Genomic DNA, 20,181 nt, shown 5'->3' with positions numbered 1-20,181 from the left:
GGTCTGCCGGCGGCCGGTCGTTCGGCGCGGGCGCCGGCGGGGCGCCGAAAGGCGCGGTGTTGGTGGCTGGCGGACGCGGTGCGAAGTCGCAGGCTCGCGCTGCGGGCCGTGTGACGGCGCAGCCGGGCGGCCGCAAACCCAAGCAGGGCTCGCGCTGAGCAGCGCCCTGCTAAAATAACCGTCTTTTGAGCGACACCCCACGTTGGAGAACTGAATGCAGCAATACCAGGAATTGATCCAGACCGTCATCGACACCGGCAGCTGGCAGGACAACCGCACCGGCATCCGCACGCTGAGCGTGCCGGGCGCGATGATGCGCTTCGACCTGACCAAAGGTTTCCCTGCGGTGACGACCAAAAAGCTGGCATTCAAATCCGTGGTGGGTGAACTGTGCGCCTTTCTGCGCGCCTCGCGCAGCGCGGCCGACTTCCGTGCCCTGGGCTGCAAGGTCTGGGACCAGAACGCCAACGAAAATCAGCAATGGCTGGACAACCCTTACCGCCTCGGTACCGACGATCTGGGCCCGGTCTACGGCGTGCAATGGCGCCAATGGCCAGGCTACAAAGTCATCGACGCCGACCAAACCGCCCAACTGGCCAACGCCCGGAAGAACGGCTTCACCGTGGTCGCGCCGATTGAAGAAAACGGCGTGAAGAAAGTCCTGCTCTACAAAGCCATCGACCAGCTGCGCGAGTGCCTGGACACCATCGTCAACAACCCGGGCAGCCGCCGCATCCTGTTCCATGGCTGGAATCCGGCCGTGCTGGACGCCGTCGCCCTGCCGGCCTGCCACCTGCTCTACCAGTTCATTCCGAATCCGGCCACCAAAGAACTGTCGATGTGCCTCTACGTGCGCTCCAACGACCTTGGCCTCGGCACACCATTCAACCTGGCCGAAGGCGCGGCGCTGATGCATCTCGTGGGCCGCCTGACCGGCTACACGCCGCGCTGGTTCACCTACTTCATCGGCGATGCGCACATTTACGAGAACCACATGGAGATGGTGCAGGAACAGCTCAAGCGCGAGCCCTTCCCGCTGCCGCAGCTGATCATCTCCGAGCGCGTGCCCTCGTTCGCGCAGACCGGCAAATACGAGCCGGAGTGGCTGGAAAAAATCGAACCGTCCGACTTCGCGCTGGAAGGCTACCAGCACCACGCCCCGATCACCGCGCCCATGGCAGTATGAAGCGTCTGGATTTTGTACCGGGCACCCTGTGCGATGAGCGCATGTGGGGCCGCCTGCTGCCGCTGCTGGGCGACGGTTTCGAATTCAACCACGTCCCGCTGCACAAGGCCCGCTCGCGCCAGCAGATGCAGGAGCTGATCTCGGCGCACGCCGCGCCCAAAGCCAATCTGGTGGCGTTCTCGCTGGGCGCTTACCTGGCGGTGGAATTCGCGCTGGCCAATCCGGAGCGGGTGAACTCGCTGGTCATCATCGCCAGCTCCGCCAAGGGCTTGCAGGAAAAGGAAAAAGCCACGCGCCTGCGCATCATCCCGCAGCTTGAAAAGAATATCTACACCGGCATGACGCAAATGCGCCTGCGCGAAATCCTCGCGCCCGAGCACCTGGACGATCCGGCGATTGTTGACGTCATCCAGGCCATGGCGGTGGAACTGGGTAAAGACGTGCTGCTGACCCAATTCCGCACCACCATTGAACGTCCGGACCTGATGCGCCGCACCGGCGAGCTGCGTTGCCCGGTGATGATCGTCGCTTCGGAGCAGGACAAACTGGTCCCCGCCGCCGACGTGCGCGAATTCACCACCTACAACCCAGCCGCCCAACTGCACATGCTGACCGAAAGCGCCGGCCACATGATCCCGCTGGAAGCCCCACAAGCCCTGGCCAACCATCTGCTGAAATTTTATGAGTAACCTGACCATCATCGTCGCCACCGACGCCCAGCGCGGCATCGGCATTAACAATACGCTGCCGTGGAAACTGCCTGAGGATCTGGCGCATTTCAAGCGGCTGACCACCGGCCATCCCATCATCATGGGCCGCAAGACGTTTGATTCGATCGGCCGTCCGCTGCCGAACCGCCGCAATATCGTCATCACCCGCAACACTGAGTGGCGGCACGAGGGCGTGGAAACCGTCGGCTCGATCGAAGCCGCCATCGCGCTGCTGGACGGCGCCGAAGGCTTTGTCATCGGCGGCGCGGAAATCTACAAGCAATCCCTGCAACTGGCCGACCAGTTGATTATTACGCAAATCGCCCATACTTTCGATTGCGATGCCTTCTTCCCCGAGATCGACGCCGCCGCTTGGCAGGAAACCACCCGTGAGGAGCACGTCTCGGCGACATCCGGCTTGAAATACGCTTTTGTCACCCTGCGCCGCAAGGCCTAAGTTTGAGAGGATACCCACCATGTCTGGCCAAGGCTTCCACGTACACGGACCACACGATCACGCAGTCGAACATGCCGCCCACGGCAGCGACGGCTTCTCCAACAACATCGCCGTGATGACGGCCATCCTGGCCACCGTCGGCGCGGCCTTCGGCTACCTCGGCGGCGCCACCCAGAACGATGCCGCCATGTTCAAGAACAACGCCGCCATCGACAAGACCGAAGCGGCCAACCGCTGGAACTATTACCAGGCCAAGAACGCCCGCCAGAACCTGGCCGAGGTGGTCATGACCCTGCCGGGCGTCGATCCGAAACGCTACGAGGCCGACGCCGCCCGCTACAAGCATGACAAGGAAGACATCAAGAAGGAAGCCGAGAAGTTCGAGGAATCCGCCAAGGAGTGGAACCACAAGTCGGACGAGGCCATGCACAAGCACCACCAGTGGGCGCTAGCCACCACCGCCGAGCAGATCGCCATCTCGCTGGCCGCCATCACCCTGCTGACCCGCAAGAAATGGATGATGGGCCTGGCCTACGGCGTGGCCGGCGTCGGCCTGGTGCTGGGCGCGCTGGCCTGGTTCGGCGGCCACTAAGTAACATTCGCGCAACATTAAATGAACGGCATGCGCCCCTGTAACAAGGGCGTCATGCCTGTCGTGCATTCTGGTACGATAATTTTTTCCCGCAGTGCCGCTATTTCTGCGAGAATCCCGTTCTTATTTTTTTGCGGCTCACTCACCTGAGCGGCCGCGCCCTAATCCGCCCCTCCACATACGTCAGGGGCGGCTTGCTTTTTTGGAGACATGCATGAAATTTCGTTTCCCCATCGTCATCATTGACGAGGATTTCCGTTCCGAGAACACGTCCGGCCTGGGTATTCGCGCCCTGGCCGATGCGATGGAAAAAGAAGGCATGGAAGTAGTGGGCGTGACCAGCTACGGCGACCTGGCCCAGTTCGCCCAGCAGCAATCGCGCGCATCGGCCTTCGTGCTGTCGATCGACGATGAGGAATTCGGCTCCGGCTCGGTGGAAGACACCGACGTCGCGCTGAAATCGCTGCGCGCCTTCGTCGAAGAGATCCGCTACAAGAACGCCGACATCCCGATCTACCTGTACGGCGAAACCCGCACTTCGCGCCACATCCCGAACGACATCCTGCGCGAGCTGCACGGCTTCATCCACATGTTCGAGGACACGCCGGAATTCGTGGCGCGCCACATCATCCGCGAAGCCAAGTCCTATCTGGACGGCCTGGCGCCGCCCTTCTTCCGCGCGCTGGTGGAATACGCCAACGACGGCTCCTACTCGTGGCACTGCCCGGGTCACTCGGGCGGCGTGGCCTTCCTGAAGTCGCCGATCGGCCAGATGTTCCACCAGTTCTTTGGCGAGAACATGCTGCGCGCCGACGTCTGCAACGCGGTGGAAGAGCTGGGCCAGCTGCTGGACCACACTGGCCCGGTCGCCAAGTCCGAGCGCAACGCCGCGCGCATCTTCAACGCCGACCATTGCTACTTCGTCACCAACGGCACCTCCACCTCCAACAAGATGGTGTGGCACTCGACCGTGGCGCCGGGCGACATCGTGGTGGTGGACCGCAACTGCCACAAATCGATCCTGCACTCGATCATCATGTGCGGCGCGATTCCGGTGTTCCTGATGCCGACCCGTAACCACCTGGGCATCATCGGCCCGATCCCGCTGGAAGAGTTCTCGATGGCGAGCATCATGCGCAAGATCGAGGCCAACCCGTTCGCGCGCAACGCCGTGAACAAGAAGCCACGCATCCTGACCATCACCCAGTCGACCTACGACGGCGTGGTGTACAACGTGGAAACCCTGCGCGAGCTGCTGGACGGCCAGATCGACACCCTGCACTTCGACGAAGCCTGGCTGCCGCACGCCACCTTCCACGACTTCTACAAGAACATGCACGCGATCGGCAAGGACCGCCCGCGCGCCAAGGAGTCGATGATCTTCTCGACCCAGTCGACCCACAAGCTGCTGGCCGGCCTGTCGCAGGCCTCGCAGGTGCTGGTGCGCGAATCGGAAACCGTCAAGCTGGACCAGGACGCCTTCAACGAGGCCTACCTGATGCACACCTCGACCTCGCCGCAGTACTCCATCATCGCCTCGTGCGACGTCGCCGCGGCCATGATGGAAGCGCCGGGTGGCACCGCGCTGGTGGAGGAATCCATCCTGGAAGCGCTGGACTTCCGCCGCGCCATGAAGAAGATCGACCAGGAATGGGGCAAAGACTGGTGGTTCAAGGTGTGGGGCCCGGACGAGTTCGCCGAGGAAGGCATCGGCTCGCGCGAAGACTGGATCATCAAGGCGGAAGACGACTGGCACGGCTTCGGCAAGCTGGCGCCGGGCTTCAACATGCTGGACCCGATCAAGGCCACCATCGTCAACCCGGGCCTGTCGCTGGACGGCAAGTTCGACGAGACCGGCATTCCCGCCTCGATCGTCACCAAGTACCTGGCCGAGCACGGCGTGATCATCGAGAAGTGCGGCCTGTACTCGTTCTTCATCATGTTCACCATCGGCATCACCAAGGGCCGCTGGAACACCCTGCTGACCGCGCTGCAACAGTTCAAGGACGACTACGACAAGAACCAGCCGATGTGGCGCATCCTGCCGGAATTCGCGGCCGCCAACCCGACCTACGAAAAAATGGGCCTGCGCGACCTGTGCCAGCAGATCCACGACTTCTACAAGGCCTACGACGTGGCGCGCCTGACCACCGAGATGTACCTGTCGGACATGGTGCCGGCCATGAAGCCGTCGGACGCGTTCGCCAAGATGGCGCACCGCGAAATCGAGCGCGTGGCGATTGACGAGCTGGAAGGCCGCATCACCTCGATCCTGCTGACGCCGTATCCTCCGGGCATTCCGTTGCTGATCCCGGGCGAACGCTTCAACAAGACCATCGTCGACTACCTGCGCTTCGCGCGCGACTTCAACGAGCGCTTCCCCGGCTTCGAGACCGACGTGCACGGCCTGGTCAAGCGCGAAGTGGACGGCAAGCGCGGCTACTTCGTCGATTGCGTCAAACAATAAGCATAAAAAACCCGCGCACCGCATAAAAAGGCAGCTTCGGCTGCCTTTTTTGTTACTTTGTAAAAAAAACGTTGCGTGGAATTGACATTCTCGAAAAGAAATTGTTTTTATGCACTTAATAAGTTCGCCGAACTCACTCCTAAAATGCCAGTAACTTCGGTTAATTTTTTATTAAAATCTAAACAATTACATATCACAAATAAATCTCCAACAGTGTGCGCTACCGAGCTCTTCTAAAATCGTGCCCATCTTAATTTTTAGGGTCGAACGAATGAAGTGCAACCGTTTACAGCTCGCCGCCAGCTTGGTCAGCGGTCTGTTGCTAACTGCTTGTGGGGGCAGTAGCACCAGCGAAACGCCAACTTCCACTTCCACTCCCCAGAGTCTCACCCGGGCCGCCATGGTCGTCAGTGGCGCGACTGCTACCGGTACGCAAACGATCGACAGAGTGCTGTCACCGGCGGCGGCGTCGCAGTTCCTGGCCCAGGCCACCTTTGGTCCGACCTCTGCCGCGATTACCGATCTGAGCAACATCGGCAAGTCCGCCTGGCTGGAGGCACAGTTCAGCAAACCGCAAACGCTGCACCGCGACTACGTCCGCAGCAGCGGCCTGGTCAGCACCTCCTTCACGCCCAATCAATTCTATGAATCGTTCTGGCGCCAGGCGGTCACCGGAGGAGACCAGTTACGCCAGCGCATGGCCTTCGCGCTGTCGCAGATTTTCGTGGTGTCCTACGCCGACGATAACCTGTTCCACCATTCGGCCAGCGTGGCCGACTACTACGACACCCTGGGCCGTTACGCCTTCGGCAACTTCCGTGACCTGCTGCAAGCGGTGGCGCTCCACCCAGCGATGGGGGTCTACCTCAGCCACATGCGCAACCAGAAAGAAGATGGCACGCGCGTGGCCGATGAGAATTTTGCCCGCGAAATCATGCAGCTGATGTCGATCGGCTTGTACCAGCTGAATCAGGACGGCAGCGTCAAGACCAGCGCGGGAGCGCCGATCGAAACCTATGCCCACGCGGACGTGGCCGGTCTGGCCAAGGTCTTCACCGGCTGGAGCTGGGGCGGTCCGGACAAGAGCACCGGGCGTTTCTTCGGCTGGATCGCCGACCCCTCGCGCGACTGGATGCCGATGCAGATGTATCCGGCTTACCACTCCACCTCGAACAAGAGCTTCCTCGGCGTCTCCACCAATGGCAGCGGCGAGGCGGACTTGAAGGTGGCGCTGGACACCCTGTTCAACCACCCCAACGTCGGCCCCTTCATTGGCCGCCAACTGATTCAGCGGCTGGTCAGCAGCAATCCGAGTCCGGCCTACATCAGCCGCGTCTCGGCAGCGTTCGCCAACAACGGTGCCGGCGTGCGCGGCGACATGCGCGCCGTGATCCGCGCGATTTTGCTGGACCCGGAAGCGGCCGACACCGGCCGTCCGAAAAAGCTGCGTGAACCCGTGCTGCGGATGGCCAACTGGATGCGGGCCTTTAATGCGAAATCCAGCAGCGGCCGCTTCCCGATCGGCAATATCGAAGATCCGACCAACGGCATCGGCCAGACGCCGATGCGCTCGCCGTCGGTGTTCAACTTCTACCGCCCAGGCTATTCGCCGCCCAACACTTCGCTGTCGGCCGCGCAGCTGGTGTCGCCGGAGATGCAAATCACCAGCGAGCCCAGCGTTACCAGCTATCTGAACTTCATGCAGACCACCGTCGCCCTGGGGGCCGGCGGCAGCGGCGTGGTGTTCGATATTAAAGCCGACTATGCCAATGAGCTGGCGCTGGCGGCGACGCCGGCCGACCTGGTGGACCGGGTGCAGCTGCTGCTGATGGGAAGCGGCATGTCGACCACGCTGCGCAATCAGATCATCAGCGCGGTCACCGCCGTGCCCCTGCCCGCCGCCACCGGCAGCAACGCCGCCAAGATCGATACGGCGCGCAAGAACCGTGTCTACATGGCGATCTTCCTCACCATGGCCTCGCCCGAATATCTGGCGCAACGATAAGGATTCAGCATGTCTCAACACAATCAATCACGCCGCGACTTCGTCAGCAAGATGCTGGCGCTGGCAGGCGGCAGCAGTCTGCCGTTCAGCATTAACCTGGCCGCCATGGGCAGCGCCGCCGCACAAACCGCCAGCGATTACAAAGCTCTGGTCTGCGTCTTCCTGAACGGCGGCAACGATCACTTCAATACCGTACTGACCACCGACAGCGAGTCCTGGAACCTCTACAAGCGCCTGCGCTCGACTTCGGAGGCCGGCTCGATCGCGCTGCCCGCGGCCGGCGCCGCCGGCGGCATTCTTCCCATCACGCCAGTCACCAGTCAGGGCGGACGCAGCTTTGCGCTGCACCCGTCCATGCTGCCGGTGAAGCACCTGTTCGACAGCGCCCGCGCCGCCATCGTCGCCAATGTCGGCACGCTGATCCGGCCCACCACGCTGGCGCAATACAACGCCGGCGCGGTGCCGCTGCCGCCACGCCTGTTCTCGCACAGCGACCAGCAAGCGCTGTGGCAATCGCCGCAGGCAAGCAGTTCGGGGGATTTTGGCTGGGGCGGCCGTCTTGCCGATATCATCGCCGCCAGCACCAGTTCCGCGTTTACCGCCGTGTCCACCTCGGGCAATGCGCTGTTCCTGAGCGGGCGCAAGGTGCGTCAGTACCAAATCAATGGCAGCGGCCCGATCGCCGTCCGCAATCTGGATGCGCCGATCTTTGGCGCCCCCGCCTCATCGGTGCCGTTACGCCAGATCGCGACGGCCAGCTTTAGCGATCCGATTCCCAAGGAACACGTCGCCGTCACCAGCCGCGCGATCGATTCGTATGCCACCATCAGCACCGCGATGCTGCCGGCCGGCGCCGGCGGCGTGCCGGATCCCACGCCTTACATCAACCCGGTCACCGGCGCGGCGGCCGTGAATCCGCTGGCCGTGCAGTTGCAGACGGTGGCGCGCATCATCGGCGGGCGCAACGCGCTGGGGCTGAAGCGCCAGGTGTTCTATGTTTCGCTGGGCAGCTTTGACACCCATGATTTCCAGAGCAACCGGCAAGCCGACCTGCTGGCCCGCCTGGCCCACGCCATGGCGTATTTCGACACCTCGCTGGCCAGCTTGCAGGGGACCGATATGCGTCGCCAGGTCACCACCTTCACCGCATCCGACTTCGGCCGCACCTTCACCAGCAATGGCGACGGCACGGACCACGGCTGGGGATCGCACCACTTTGTGTTTGGCGCGGCGGTCAAGGGACGCAATATCTACGGCATCATGCCCCCGGTCGGGGTCGGCCACGATCTTGACGTGGGTTCCGGGGCGCTGCTGCCCAGCATCTCGGTGGATCAGTACGGCGCCACCCTGGCCAGCTGGTTCGGCCTGTCCCCGACGCAGATTACGGACGTGTTCCCCAACATCGGCAACTTCAGCGTCCGCAATCTGGGCTTCATGGCGGCTTAGCCCGACACCGCCACCGTCAGCGTCGCCACGTAGCCGTCGGTGGCGTTGCCGGTGATGGTGGCCATTTGCAGCGAGTAGCCGTCGCTGAAGATGTTGTCGGTGGCGAAGCTGATCGCCGCCAGGTTCGTCACGCTGGCGCTGTAGCCGGTGGTGGCATAGACCGCCTGGCTGGTCGCCACCGGGAAGGTGAACTGCGAGGTCTTGATGCGGTTCGAGGCGCTGCTGGCCTTGGCCAGCGTCGGGTACACCTCGAAGTGCACGTGCGGCACGCGGCCCGAGTAGCAACCCGGGTAAATGGTGGTGAAGGTGATGTTGCCGTTGCTGTCGGCTTCCTGCACACCGCGCAGGTAATTCTGGTTGGTCACGCCGCTGGAGTACAGCGAGTAGTTGCCGTCGCGGTCGCAGTGCCACAGGTAGACCGCGGCATTGGCCAGGGCCGCGCAGTTGTTGTTGGCGTTGACGATTTGCAGTTTGATGGTCAGCGGCACGCCGGCCGCCGTGCCGCTGGCGCTGCCGAAGCTGCTGCGGATGTCGCTGCGCACCACGCCCGACTGGGTCAGCACGTTGACCACCCCGCTGCTGTTGCTGTTGGTGCCGTCGGCCGGATACGGGCCGCCGGTTTCCTCCGGAATCACCGAGCACGAACCGGTGGTGGTCGTGGTGGTGGTGCCGGTGGTCGTGGTGGTGCCGGTGGTCGGTGTCGTGGTGGTGGCCGTGGACGTGGTGCTGGTCGTGCTGTCGCTGCTGCCCGAGCCGCCGCCGCAACCGAGCACCGGCAGGGCCGAAGCGCCGGCCAGCAACCAGCGCAGCGTCTGGCGACGGTCGCTGTTCAGGTTGAGCATCGCGGTCAGGTCGGCCGCCAGGCTGTGTTCGTGATCGTCATGAGATTCCATACCTACTCCTGCTTGGGTGAGAAAACGGCCGCCGCACACAAGCGCACGGCGGCCGGTACTGCTTTAAACCGTGGTGTTCACCAGATTGCCGCTGCTGCCGTTGCCGCCGACCTTGGTCGACAGCGCTTGCAGGAAGGCCGCCAGTTTGCTGGCCGCATCGGTGCTGGTGCCGCTGGTGCTATCCGTGCTGTCGGCGCTGGAGGTGGTCGAGCTTGCGCCCAGCTTGTCCAGCAGGTTGGCGAAGGAACTTTCCAGCTGATCGACCGCATCGCCGCTGTCACTGCTATCGCTCGAACCGAGTTCCGAGATCAGGCTTTGCAGGTCCGACTCCAGCTTGCCCGGACCGCCAGGACCGCCCTGCTGCTCGCCGTACGGCGGCGGCGCCTCGGCGCTTTCGCTGTGCTGCGCGTGCAGTGCGCCCATCAGGCTTTGCAGGAAGCTGCCCAGCGCCGCCGCCACATCGTTGGCATCGGTCGTGCTGTCGGTGGCGTCGGAGCTGGCAGACGCGGTCGAGCTGTCGGTGCCGCTGGTGCCGGCGCTGCTGGTGTCGGTGATGCCGATCGACTTCAGCGCCTCGGCAATGGCGTCGGCGAAGCCGCCGCCGTCATCCGGCGGCGGTGGCGGCGGGCGCACGCCTTCGGTGCTGTTATTGCTGCTGATGTTGCTGCTGCTCAAACGGCTCAGGAAACTGAGCGCGCTGGCGGCGCTGGTGGAACTCAGGGCGCTGATAGACATACGGTTCTCCGCTTATTAGGTTTGAAAGGGACTACGGCACTGCTCTGCAAAAAAACGTCAAGGGCGCTGCGGATGGCGCGGCTTTTCGTCCGCTTGCTTCTTGCGCTGTTCCGGCGTCAGCACGGCCAGCAATTTCTGTTGAGTGCGCACATGCTGGAGCGCGATATTGGCTTCGGCGGTAGCGGCGTCCTTCGCCAGCGCGGCGGCTTTGGCGTCGTCGTACTGGTCGGCGCCGGCCAGCGCGCGCAGCGCTTCGCGGGCCTTGGCGGCGGCCTTGAATTGCTCGCGCAGATACGGCGCCTGGGCGTGCAGGATGGCAAAGATCTTGTCCTCCTGGGCTTCACTCAGATCAAGACCGTGGAACGATGGCGGACGGCCAGGACCGAAACCCGGACCGGCGCCGTGCGCGAAACCTGGACCAAAGCCAGGGCCGCGATCCGGGCCGCCATGCTCGGGACCGCCCTGTTGCGGGCCGTGACCGTGCTCGCCCTGCGGCGCCGGCGCTTGCTCCTCGCCCATGTCTATCGCCGTTGCAAACAGCGGCAGCGCCAGGACGGCGGCCAGCAGGATATTGCGTACGCTTGGTTTTGATGTTTTCATGCAAATAATCCTTGATTGGTAGTGAGACATCATTCTCGGCGCCCCCCGTGTTAAGTGGCGTTAGGGCAACGTAAATCGACGTAAAGATGCACATCTGACATTCAATTCCCCTCAGGTAATGCGTTGTAAAACGGGGTAAAAGCCCGTCGCCGTGCGGGTGCGGACTGTTATGATGGGCGATCTGTATCCAAAGAAAATGGCAGCAATGAAGAGCAAAGTACTGTTGATCGACGACGACATCGAACTGGTGGGCATGTTCAAGGAATACCTGGAACAGGAAGGCTTTGAGGTCAAAACCGTGCACGACGGCGAAGCCGGCACCGCCGAGGCTTTTACCGGCCTGTACGCCATCGCCATCCTCGACGTGATGATGCCGCGCATGAACGGGCTGGAAACCCTGCGCCGCATCCGCACCAACAGCCAGCTGCCGATCCTGATGCTGACCGGCCGCGGCGACGACACCGACCGCATTGTCGGCCTGGAGCTGGGCGCCGACGATTACGTCGCCAAGCCGTGCACGCCGCGCGAGCTGACCGCGCGCATCCGCGCCATCCTGCGCCGCGCGCAGAGCGCGCCGGTCGACAACGGCCAGCAGACCGCCATCACGGTCGGCCAGCTGACCATGTGGCCGGAACAGCGCCGCGCCACCTGGGCCGGCGACAAGCTGGAACTGACCAGCACCGAATTCAACCTGCTGGAAGTGCTGGCGCGCAACGCCGGCCGTCCGGTCAGCAAGAACACCCTGTCCGAGCAAGGCCTGGGCCGTCCGCTGGCGCGCTTCGACCGCAACATCGACGTTCACCTGAGCTCGCTGCGCCACAAGCTCGGCACCATCGCCGACGGCCGCTCCTGCCTGCAAACCGTGTATCGCCTGGGCTACCAGCTGATCAAGGAGTAAGTCTTGGGCCGTTTGTTCTGGAAGTTTTTCCTGTCGATCCTGCTGGCGCAGCTGGCCGCGACGGTGGGCATCGGCGGCGCCATCTGGCTGAAGAGCCGCAATCAGCAGAACAGCCCGGTTAGTCTGGACACCAGCCCGCCGGCGGAAATCGCCATCAATGCGGCCGCCGCCACGCTGGAATTCGGCGGCGTGAAGGCCCTGACGCGCATGCTGGAGAACATGGAGCGCCACCGCGTGTATGCGGTCGATGAGCAGGGACATGAGCTGCTGGGCCGCAGCGTCAATCAGCGCACCTTGCAGGAATCGCGCACCCGCCTCAAGGAAGAAGGCAGGCGGCGCGCCGTGCGCCAGGTGGCGGGCGACGACGGCAAGCGCTATCTGCTGTTCCTGCCCTCGGGCGAGCGCCAGCGCGGCCTCGAAGGCGACAACCGCCAGTTGCTGGCCAATCTTGGCGGCGGCGAGATGGGCGGCGACCGACCTTGGGGACCACGCTTCCAGCCGCTCGGCCCATGGGTGCCGATTGCCGCCGCCACGCTGGCCAGCCTGCTGTTTGCGGTGCTGCTGGCCTGGTACTTCTCGCGCCCGATCCGCGCCCTGCGCCAGGCCTTCGACGCCGCCGCCAACGGCGACCTGGCGCCGCGTTTCGCCAAGGACAGCAACAAGGTCGGCAACGAACTCAATGACCTGGGCCGCGACTTCGACCGCATGACCGCCCGCCTGCGCAGCCTGATCGACGGTCAGACCCGCCTGCTGCACGACGTCTCGCACGAACTGCGCTCGCCGCTGGCGCGCCTGCAAGCGGCCATCGGCCTGGCGCACCAGCAGCCGGAAAAATGGAGCGCGTCGATGGAGCGCATCGAACGCGAAAGCGTGCGCATGGATAAGCTGGTGGGGGAACTGCTGACGCTGGCCCGCCTGGAAGCCGGCGCCATCAAGGCGTCGCAGGAAGAAATCAGCATGGCCGACCTGCTCGACCAGATCGCCGACGACGCCCGCTACGAAGCCGCCAGCCAGCAGCGCGACGTGGTGCAGGAAGGCGAAGCGGACGTGCAGGTGATCGGCCAGGCCGACCTGTTGGGCCGCGCCATCGAAAACGTGGTGCGCAACGCCATCAAGCACAGCCCGGAGGGCGGTGAAGTGCAGCTGCAAGCGCGCTCGCTGCCGGAGTCCAGCCAGCTGATTATCCGTGTGCTGGACCGGGGGCCGGGGGTGTCGCCGGCCGACCTGGACACCATCTTCCAGCCCTTCTTCCGCTCCAGCAACGCCAGCACCGAAGGCCACGGCCTGGGACTGGCGATCGCCCAGCACGTGATCGAAGCGCATGGCGGCAGCATCAAGGCCAGCAACCGCGCCGGCGGCGGCCTGTGCGTGGAAATGATTTTGCCGGTCAAGCGCTGACCGGCGTGGCGTCTTACGCTTTTGGCAGGGTCACGCCGTGCTGGCCCTGGTATTTGCCGTTGCGGTCCTTGTACGAGACGTCGCACACTTCGTCGCTTTCGAAGAACAGCACCTGCGCGCAGCCTTCGCCGGCGTAGATCTTGGCCGGCAGCGGCGTGGTGTTGGAGAATTCCAGCGTCACATAGCCTTCCCATTCCGGCTCGAACGGCGTGACGTTGACGATGATGCCGCAGCGGGCGTAGGTCGACTTGCCCAGGCAGACGGTCAGCACGCTGCGCGGAATGCGGAAGTATTCCATGGTGCGGGCCAGCGCGAACGAGTTCGGCGGGATGATGCAGACGTCGCTTTTCACGTCGACGAAGGAGTTCGAATCGAAGTTCTTCGGATCGACGATGGTGCTGTTGATGTTGGTGAACACCTTGAACTCGTCGGCGCAACGGATGTCGTAGCCATACGACGAGGTACCGTAGGAAATCACCTTGCGGCCGTCTTCCTGGCGTATCTGGTCCGGGAAGAAAGGCTCGATCATCCCGTGTTGTTCCGCCATCCGGCGTATCCATTTATCGCTTTTAATCGTCATCGCAAGGCATCCTGAAGTTTTACAATGCCCGGGATTTTACGCTACCGCAGCCTTTTTAAGAACTTTTTTACCAGCTTGCTCTCCCAGCAAGTCGGCGATCATTTCCCTGGTTGCCTGGGCGGCGGCGGCCGGCGTCTCCATCGGGTACAAGTGGCCGCCCGGCAGGATGCGGAAATGCCGCCCGACCAGCGCCTGGGTGTGCTGGTGGCCCGACTGGCTGGTCTCCCATGAATTGTCGCCGCCGATGAAGCCGATCGGCACCGGATAACCGTTGCGCAGCAGCTTGGGCAGGTGGTGCGGCAGGCTGGCGTAGACCGCGGTTTCGTTCTCGCGCGTGAAGCGCAGTTGCACGCCTTCGGGATGCGGTTTCAGGCCGCTGTCCATGTAATCGGCCAGCACGCCGGGCGCCCAGGCAGCGAACAGGTCTTTGGCGGCAAAGTGGTCGTGCGCGCTCCGGGCATCCGGCCAGACGTTGCGGCGGCGGATGGAGAACTTGGCCGGCGGCACACTGTGGGCGCGGCCCAGCAGCTTGATCATGCGCCAGGCGAAGGCGCGCCAGCCCCCCACCACGGGCGCGTCCAGCATCACCACGCAACGGACCAGGTCGGGACGTTTGTGCCCCACCATCAAGCTCAGCATGCCGCCCAGCGAGTGGCCGACCAGAATCACCGGCTCGGTGTAGCGGGTGGTCAGTTCGTTGATGTATTCGTCGACCAGATGCGGCCAGCAGTCGGTGACCGGATAGCTGGGATTGTGCGCGTGCATGTCCAGCGACTGGATGTCGAAATCCTCGGATAACGCGGCAAAGAACTGGCGGTACACGCCCGCAGGATAGCTGTTGGCGTGGGCGAAATGCAGCTTGGGCTTGCTCACAAGCGGTCTCCCGTATGGTTGTTTTTGCCTCATTGTAATGGGAGTCCGCAACGGCGGCTGGTGGAAACGCTCTAATTAGCGCGACTGCCAATAACGGGAATGGGCGTCGCGGTAGGCGGATATTCGTATAGTTTCATCAAATTCCAGCGTCAGCGCGCCGGCCTGGTCGGTGCGGTAGCGGGCGATGTGGGCGGCGCCGTAGCGTTGATAGACTTCCGGCTTGGGATGGTGGTAGCGGTTGCGGTGGCCGACCTGAAAAATGGCCGCTTGCGGGCGCACCGCCAGCAGGAAGGCCGGTGTCGAACTGGTGCCGCTGCCGTGGTGCGGCGCCAGCAGGACGTCGGCTTGCAGGCCGCCATGCCTGGCGAGTTCCGCCTCCTGCCCGGCTTCAATGTCGCCCGCCAGCAGTATGGACTTGCTCCCGGCCGTGACCTTCAGCGTGCAACTGCGCGCGTTGGCCTTGAGCTTGGCGTCGGCATAGCTGGCGGCTTGTGGATGCAGTACTTCAAAGCGCACGCCATCCCACGTCCAGTGCTGACCGGTGGCGCAGTGCAGGTGCTGGCGCGCGGCCTGCGCGATGGCATGCCGCCCCGGCAGCGAGGACAGCACCCAGCCAGTCGGCACGCCGTCCAGCAGCGAGAGCGCTCCGCCCGAGTGATCGGTATCGCTATGCGAGATAACCATGCCATCCAGTGCGCTGATGCCGCGCGCCCGCAGGTACGGCAGCAGGACGCGGTTGCCGGCGTTGGTCTCCGGGGTGTAGGCGGGGCCGGTGTCGTACAGTAACCGGTGGCCGCTGGTCTCGATCAGCAGCGCCATGCCCTGCCCCACGTCGAAGGCGGTGACCGTCATGCGGCCGGGCGCGGGGTGTGAGGGCTCGGCCGCCAGTAGCGGAATCCATGTCGCCAGGCCCAGCCAGCGCACCGGCCAGCCACGTGGGGCCAGCAGCCAGATGGTGCCGAACATCGCCCAGCAGAACAGCCAGAACGGCGGCACCGGCGCGCTCCACACGGCGTAGCGCATGGCGCTGAACCATTGCAGGCAGAGCGCCAAGGCGTCCACCAGCGCATGCGCCCCGCCTAGCACCGGCATGGCCAACAAGCGCGGCAGCATGCTGCCCACCAGCGCGAGTGGCGTCACCACGAGGCTAATCAGCGGAATCGCCACCGCGTTCGCCAGCGGACTGACCACGGATACCTGGCCGAACAGCAGCATGGTGATGGGCACCAGCCCGAACGTGACCACGTACTGCGTATTCACGCCGACGCGCAACGCGTGCACCAGCCGCTCGCGGCGCGACGGCGGCACCGGCACGTGCGGCGTTCCCGGCGCGGCGTGATGGGCCAGCGGCGTGGTGCGGCCGACTGTCGCGTACAGAATAATGGCGACCGCGCCGAACGACAGCCAGAAGCCCGGCCACAGCACCGCCCACGGGTCGATCAGTACCACCACGCCCAGCGCGGTGCACAGCACATGTGAAATGCTGGTCAGCCGGTTGAGCCACAGCGCGGCGGCGACCACCATCAGCATGTACAAGGTGCGCTGCGCCGGCACGCCGAAGCCGGCCAGCAGCACATACAGCAGCGCCACGCCCGCCCCGGCCAGCGCCGCCACCTTCTGCGCCGGCAACAGCAGCGGCAACTGCGCGCGCGTGAAAAACGACCGGCGCCACAGGGTGAACGCAGCCCACGCGAACAGCCCCGCCACCATCGTAATATGCAAACCGGAGATGGAAATCAGGTGCCCGATGCCGGTACGATTGAACACCTGCCAGTCCGCCTGATCGATCCCGCGCTGATCGCCCACCACCAGCGCCACGATCACACCGGCATATGGCTTGCCCGGCAGCGCCGCCAGGATGCGGTCGCGCAGCAGCGCGCGGCAATGCTCGACGGTGTTGCCGAGGCTGAAAACAAAGCGCTCCAGCCGGCGATTATCGCGCGCCACGCGCACATAGCCGGTCGCGCGCACGCCCTGCTCCAGCAGCCACGCTTCGTAATCGAAACCGTAGGGATTGGCGTTGCCGTGCGGCCGCTGCAAGCGCACCGTCAACCGCCAGCGTTCGCCGGGCCGCACGTCGGGCGGCATCTCGTTGGCGCGGCCGGCATACCATGACAGCACAATCCTTGGCGGCACCACGGCATCCGCGCGCTCCACCGCAAAGTTGAAACGCAGGCCTTGCGAAAAACGATATGGCAGATTGTCGACCGTGCCGACAATGCGCAAGTCGCGCCCCTCATCGGCCAGCGCCAGTTGCGGCGCCAAGGCACGCTGCGCCAGCCACGCCGCCCAGAGAAAGCCAAACACCGCGCCAGCCAGCATACCCGCCGCCACGCCCAGCGCGGGCGGCAGACGGGGCGCGAACCGGAGCGCGGCGGCGATCGTAACCAGCAGCACAGCCGATGCCAGCGCCATCGCAAGCGGCGGTGGCAACGCCGCCTGCTGCTGCAAGCACGCCGCGCCCACCGCGAAACCAATCAACGCCATCCGCATAGCCCGCCTCCCCTTCCGGCGATACTACGCAAATAAAAACGGCGGCAGGCCGTCAAGCCTGCCGCCGTTTGATATGGCTCAGTTCAGCTTACATCTTCCAGCGCAAGCCAACCGCGATCGAACGTCCGATCTGGAGCGTGCCGAAATTGGTCAGCTGTGGGTTACCGGCATTGCCGAAGTGATAGTACGCCTGCTGCACTTCGTTGGTCAGGTTGACACCACTGATATCGAACGACATGTTGTCGTTGATTTTATAGGTGACTTGCATGTCCACGCTCTTTTCCGGATGACGCCAGATACCGATCGGATTTGCAAACAATGCCGCTTCGTTGGTGGCCAGGAAGCCGGAGCGCCAGACCTGGGACAAGCGCGCGCTGATCGGGCCCTTTTCGTAAGCCAAGGTGGCGTTGTAGGAGCGGTTGGACACGCCGAAGAACGGTGTCTCGAGCTGAGCGACGATGACGCCGGCACTATTGGCCTCGGGCACGTTCTGCGACGAGGTGAGATGCGTATAGCTGCCCTGGATGCCGAAACCGTCCAGCAGGCTCGGCAGCCCTTTCGGGAAGTAGATGAAGCCGAGCTCGGCGCCACTGATCTTGCCGTTGGATGCGTTGGTCGGCGAGTTGATGACGTAGTCATAGCCGTTCGTATGGTCGCCACCCGAGGTCGAGTTGCGGAACGGATCGTCCGCCGGAGCGACGTGAACCCTGCGGGCCAAGTTCACGACCAGGCCGTCGATCTTGCGCTTGAACAGGGTACCGTAGACGGCACTGTCCTTCTGGAAATACCACTCAGCCGTCAGGTCGAGATTCTTGGATTGCGTCGGTTTCAGGTCCGGATTACCACCGCTGCCCGAACCGTAACCCACCTTCGAAACGTCGTCACCGAGCTGATAGACAGGATTCAGATCACCGAAGCTCGGGCGACGCAGGGTTTCACCATAGTTGAAGCGCAGCACGACGTCCTTGACCGGGTCGTAAATCAGGGTCATGCTCGGCAGGACCTTGCTGGTCGACTTGCTGGCACTGGTCGCGGTGACCGCCTTGGTGGTGGCATCCACCTTATAGAAGGTCATGTCGGTATCGACCTTGACGTAGCGCACGCCGAAATTGCCGCGCAGGCGATGGCCGAACAGCTCGTTCTCGGTGTTCCCCATCAGGAACAGGTTGTTCGTCTTTTCGTCGACCTCGAAGGTTTTCTGCAGGCGCAGTTTGTCCGTCGTCATGAAGTTGGGATCGACCGAGTTATAGAGCTTGCGCCAGGCATCGATATTGTCGCGGATGTAGTAGGCATTGGGCTCCACCCACGAGCGCGGAACGTCCGAAATTGCCGTGCCGAAGTTCGAGTTGACGGAGGAATACTCCGACCCCAGGGAGGCGAGATTGCGGTTCAGGGCGGCCGATTGGCCACGGTTGGCCTCCGACGCCTTGCGGTCGTCGAAGCGCGCGCCGAAGTGGATCGTCTTCAGCGCCCCCCAGTCGGCATCGAAGACGCCCGCCAGACTGGCCGTCACGGCGCTGCCCTTGTTGCGGTTGGCGTTATCGAAGAACTGCGCGACATTCCACTTGCTCGGGTCGGCCAGGTCGGCATCGTTGTTAAAATGGAACGCTGTGTTGTTGTTGCCGTCATTGAAGTTGACGTTGATGGACGGTGCAACGCGATCGATTCGGGTGGCGGTGAATTCCGAGTGGAAGGTGCTGGTCTGGTACGACAGATCACCTTCCAGCCTCAGGCGGTCGCCCAGGTCCCACTTGCCGTTCAGGGCATACACGTAGGAATCGGTTGCCGACGTGTTGAGGTCGCCGCTGTTGAAACCATAGACGTTATTGACGGTACGGCTCTTGATAACGTTCGTTCCCGGGAACGTCGTGATCGACCCCGCAGGGTTGCTGCCGAGATCGCCCCACCAGTCGACAAAGCTGAACAGCAACTTGTTGAAGGTCTTGTTACGATAACCGTTGTACATCGATTCGAAGGTGTAGACCGAATCGCTGTTCGGCTTCCACTGCAAGGCGATATTGGCGGAAGAACGTTCCCGCTCGCCCTGGAGGTCGCTCTGGAAAACGGCGTCACGCGACAGGTAGTACGGATACGCTTTGCCGTTGAAATTCAGCGTCGAACCGGCTGCCATCGGCAGGCCGGTACGGGTACCAGGCGTCCAGATATTGTTGTCGAAGATGCGCTGCAAGGGCGTGTAACCGGCGGGATCTTCGGCGGCATTGGGGCTGACAAATGGCACCATGGCACCCGGCGCCACGCTTTCAGTGCGGTATTTGGTCTTGGTATCCGACAGATTGACCAGGGCACCGAATTCGCCGTAGCCGGTTTGCCAGCGGTTGCTCAACATGCCGCTGAGCTGGGGGTTCCATCTTTTCGCGGGATCGAGATAGGTCTCACGCGCCGACAGCGACACTTTCGAACCCTTGAAATCGAACGGCCGCAGCGACTTGACGTCAATCTGGCCTGCGATCCCGGTTTCCAGCTGGCTGGCGTCGCGCGTCTTGTAGACGTCGATCTGGCGAACCAGGGTCGACGGAATGTCCTGCAGCGCGACCTGCGTGCCGGAGGCGGTGAAAATGGTGCGGCCGTTCCAGGTGGTCTGGACGTCAGGCAGGCCACGGATGGACAAGGTGCCGACTTCGCCGCCGGCGCGGTCGGTGACCTGGATGCCCGTCACGCGCTGCAACGCTTCGACGACATTGTTATCTGGCAGCTTGCCGATGTCGTCGGCAACCACCGATTCCACGACCTGGTCGCTGGTGCGCTTGATCGCCAGGCTCTTGATCAGAGATGCCTTGACGCCCGTGACAACCACGGTCGTGTCAGAGGGTTCCGTTTTTTCGGCGGC

At 63.4% G+C, this 20,181-nt stretch carries 16 protein-coding genes; 9 read left to right on the top strand and 7 right to left on the bottom strand.

Annotated elements, in window-relative coordinates:
- The first annotated feature begins 214 nt into the window (after positions 1 to 214).
- The 7 genes from GM676_RS26805 (at position 215) to GM676_RS26775 (ending at position 8,863) form a co-directional block, all read left to right on the top strand.
- Positions 215 to 1,186 carry a thymidylate synthase gene (locus GM676_RS26805; protein WP_155467264.1) on the top strand — a complete coding sequence of 324 codons (972 nt, stop codon included), beginning with the start codon at positions 215 to 217 and terminating at the stop codon, positions 1,184 to 1,186.
- Entirely contained in the window at positions 1,183 to 1,875 is a 693-nt protein-coding gene (locus GM676_RS26800; RefSeq protein ID WP_155467263.1) for an alpha/beta fold hydrolase, read from the top strand. Before GM676_RS26805 ends, GM676_RS26800 begins: the two co-directional genes overlap by 4 nt.
- Positions 1,868 to 2,353 carry a dihydrofolate reductase gene (locus GM676_RS26795; protein ID WP_155467262.1) on the top strand — a complete coding sequence of 162 codons (486 nt, stop codon included), beginning with the start codon at positions 1,868 to 1,870 and terminating at the stop codon, positions 2,351 to 2,353. Before GM676_RS26800 ends, GM676_RS26795 begins: the two co-directional genes overlap by 8 nt.
- A 19-nt stretch (positions 2,354 to 2,372) precedes the next feature.
- Entirely contained in the window at positions 2,373 to 2,945 is a 573-nt protein-coding gene (locus tag GM676_RS26790) for a DUF4337 domain-containing protein (RefSeq protein ID WP_155467261.1), read from the top strand.
- A gap of 214 nt (positions 2,946 to 3,159) precedes the next feature.
- Positions 3,160 to 5,412 carry an arginine/lysine/ornithine decarboxylase gene (locus GM676_RS26785; protein ID WP_155467260.1) on the top strand — a complete coding sequence of 751 codons (2,253 nt, stop codon included), beginning with the start codon at positions 3,160 to 3,162 and terminating at the stop codon, positions 5,410 to 5,412.
- A 448-nt stretch (positions 5,413 to 5,860) separates the two neighbouring features.
- Positions 5,861 to 7,417, top strand: coding sequence for a DUF1800 domain-containing protein (locus tag GM676_RS26780; RefSeq protein WP_371866384.1), 1,557 nt, complete (start codon positions 5,861 to 5,863; stop codon positions 7,415 to 7,417).
- A gap of 9 nt (positions 7,418 to 7,426) precedes the next feature.
- Positions 7,427 to 8,863: a DUF1501 domain-containing protein gene (locus GM676_RS26775; protein ID WP_155467258.1), complete on the top strand. Its 1,437-nt coding sequence runs from the start codon at positions 7,427 to 7,429 to the stop codon at positions 8,861 to 8,863.
- Here the strand turns inward: GM676_RS26775 and GM676_RS26770 are convergent.
- From GM676_RS26770 to GM676_RS26760, 3 genes are all read right to left on the bottom strand, one after another.
- Positions 8,860 to 9,756: a dioxygenase family protein gene (locus GM676_RS26770; protein WP_155467257.1), complete on the bottom strand. Its 897-nt coding sequence runs from the start codon at positions 9,754 to 9,756 to the stop codon at positions 8,860 to 8,862. The genes GM676_RS26775 and GM676_RS26770 overlap by 4 nt on opposite strands.
- 63 nt (positions 9,757 to 9,819) lie before the next feature.
- Positions 9,820 to 10,491 (bottom strand): hypothetical protein, encoded by a 672-nt coding sequence (locus GM676_RS26765; RefSeq protein ID WP_155467256.1) that lies wholly within the window; start codon positions 10,489 to 10,491, stop codon positions 9,820 to 9,822.
- Positions 10,492 to 10,548: 57 nt separating this feature from the next.
- Positions 10,549 to 11,091 (bottom strand): Spy/CpxP family protein refolding chaperone, encoded by a 543-nt coding sequence (locus GM676_RS26760; protein WP_155467255.1) that lies wholly within the window; start codon positions 11,089 to 11,091, stop codon positions 10,549 to 10,551.
- Positions 11,092 to 11,296: 205 nt separating this feature from the next.
- Here GM676_RS26760 and GM676_RS26755 point away from each other — a divergent pair, with 205 nt between their 5' ends.
- Positions 11,297 to 11,989, top strand: coding sequence for a response regulator transcription factor (locus tag GM676_RS26755; RefSeq protein ID WP_155467254.1), 693 nt, complete (start codon positions 11,297 to 11,299; stop codon positions 11,987 to 11,989).
- Positions 11,990 to 11,992: 3 nt separating this feature from the next.
- Positions 11,993 to 13,387 (top strand): sensor histidine kinase, encoded by a 1,395-nt coding sequence (locus GM676_RS26750; protein ID WP_155467253.1) that lies wholly within the window; start codon positions 11,993 to 11,995, stop codon positions 13,385 to 13,387.
- Between the two features lie 13 nt (positions 13,388 to 13,400).
- Here the strand turns inward: GM676_RS26750 and dcd are convergent, their stop codons facing one another.
- The 4 genes from dcd to GM676_RS26730 all read right to left on the bottom strand — a co-directional run bounded on the left by dcd (position 13,401) and on the right by GM676_RS26730 (position 20,148).
- The gene (dcd, locus tag GM676_RS26745; RefSeq protein WP_155467252.1) at positions 13,401 to 13,967 is read right to left on the bottom strand and encodes a dCTP deaminase; all 567 of its coding nucleotides are present in this window, start codon (positions 13,965 to 13,967) and stop codon (positions 13,401 to 13,403) included.
- A gap of 36 nt (positions 13,968 to 14,003) precedes the next feature.
- Positions 14,004 to 14,840 carry an alpha/beta fold hydrolase gene (locus tag GM676_RS26740; RefSeq protein WP_371866383.1) on the bottom strand — a complete coding sequence of 279 codons (837 nt, stop codon included), beginning with the start codon at positions 14,838 to 14,840 and terminating at the stop codon, positions 14,004 to 14,006.
- A 75-nt stretch (positions 14,841 to 14,915) separates the two neighbouring features.
- Positions 14,916 to 17,333, bottom strand: coding sequence for a DNA internalization-related competence protein ComEC/Rec2 (locus GM676_RS26735; RefSeq protein ID WP_155467250.1), 2,418 nt, complete (start codon positions 17,331 to 17,333; stop codon positions 14,916 to 14,918).
- Positions 17,334 to 17,421: 88 nt separating this feature from the next.
- Positions 17,422 to 20,148 (bottom strand): TonB-dependent receptor, encoded by a 2,727-nt coding sequence (locus GM676_RS26730; RefSeq protein ID WP_371866382.1) that lies wholly within the window; start codon positions 20,146 to 20,148, stop codon positions 17,422 to 17,424.
- Positions 20,149 to 20,181 lie beyond the last annotated feature (33 nt).

It is taken from the genome of Duganella radicis (genome assembly GCF_009720825.1).
In the GTDB taxonomy this organism is placed as follows: domain Bacteria; phylum Pseudomonadota; class Gammaproteobacteria; order Burkholderiales; family Burkholderiaceae_D; genus Rugamonas; species Rugamonas radicis.
Note: the sequence above shows the minus strand (reverse complement) of the source record. Positions and strands in the feature narration are given on the sequence as shown.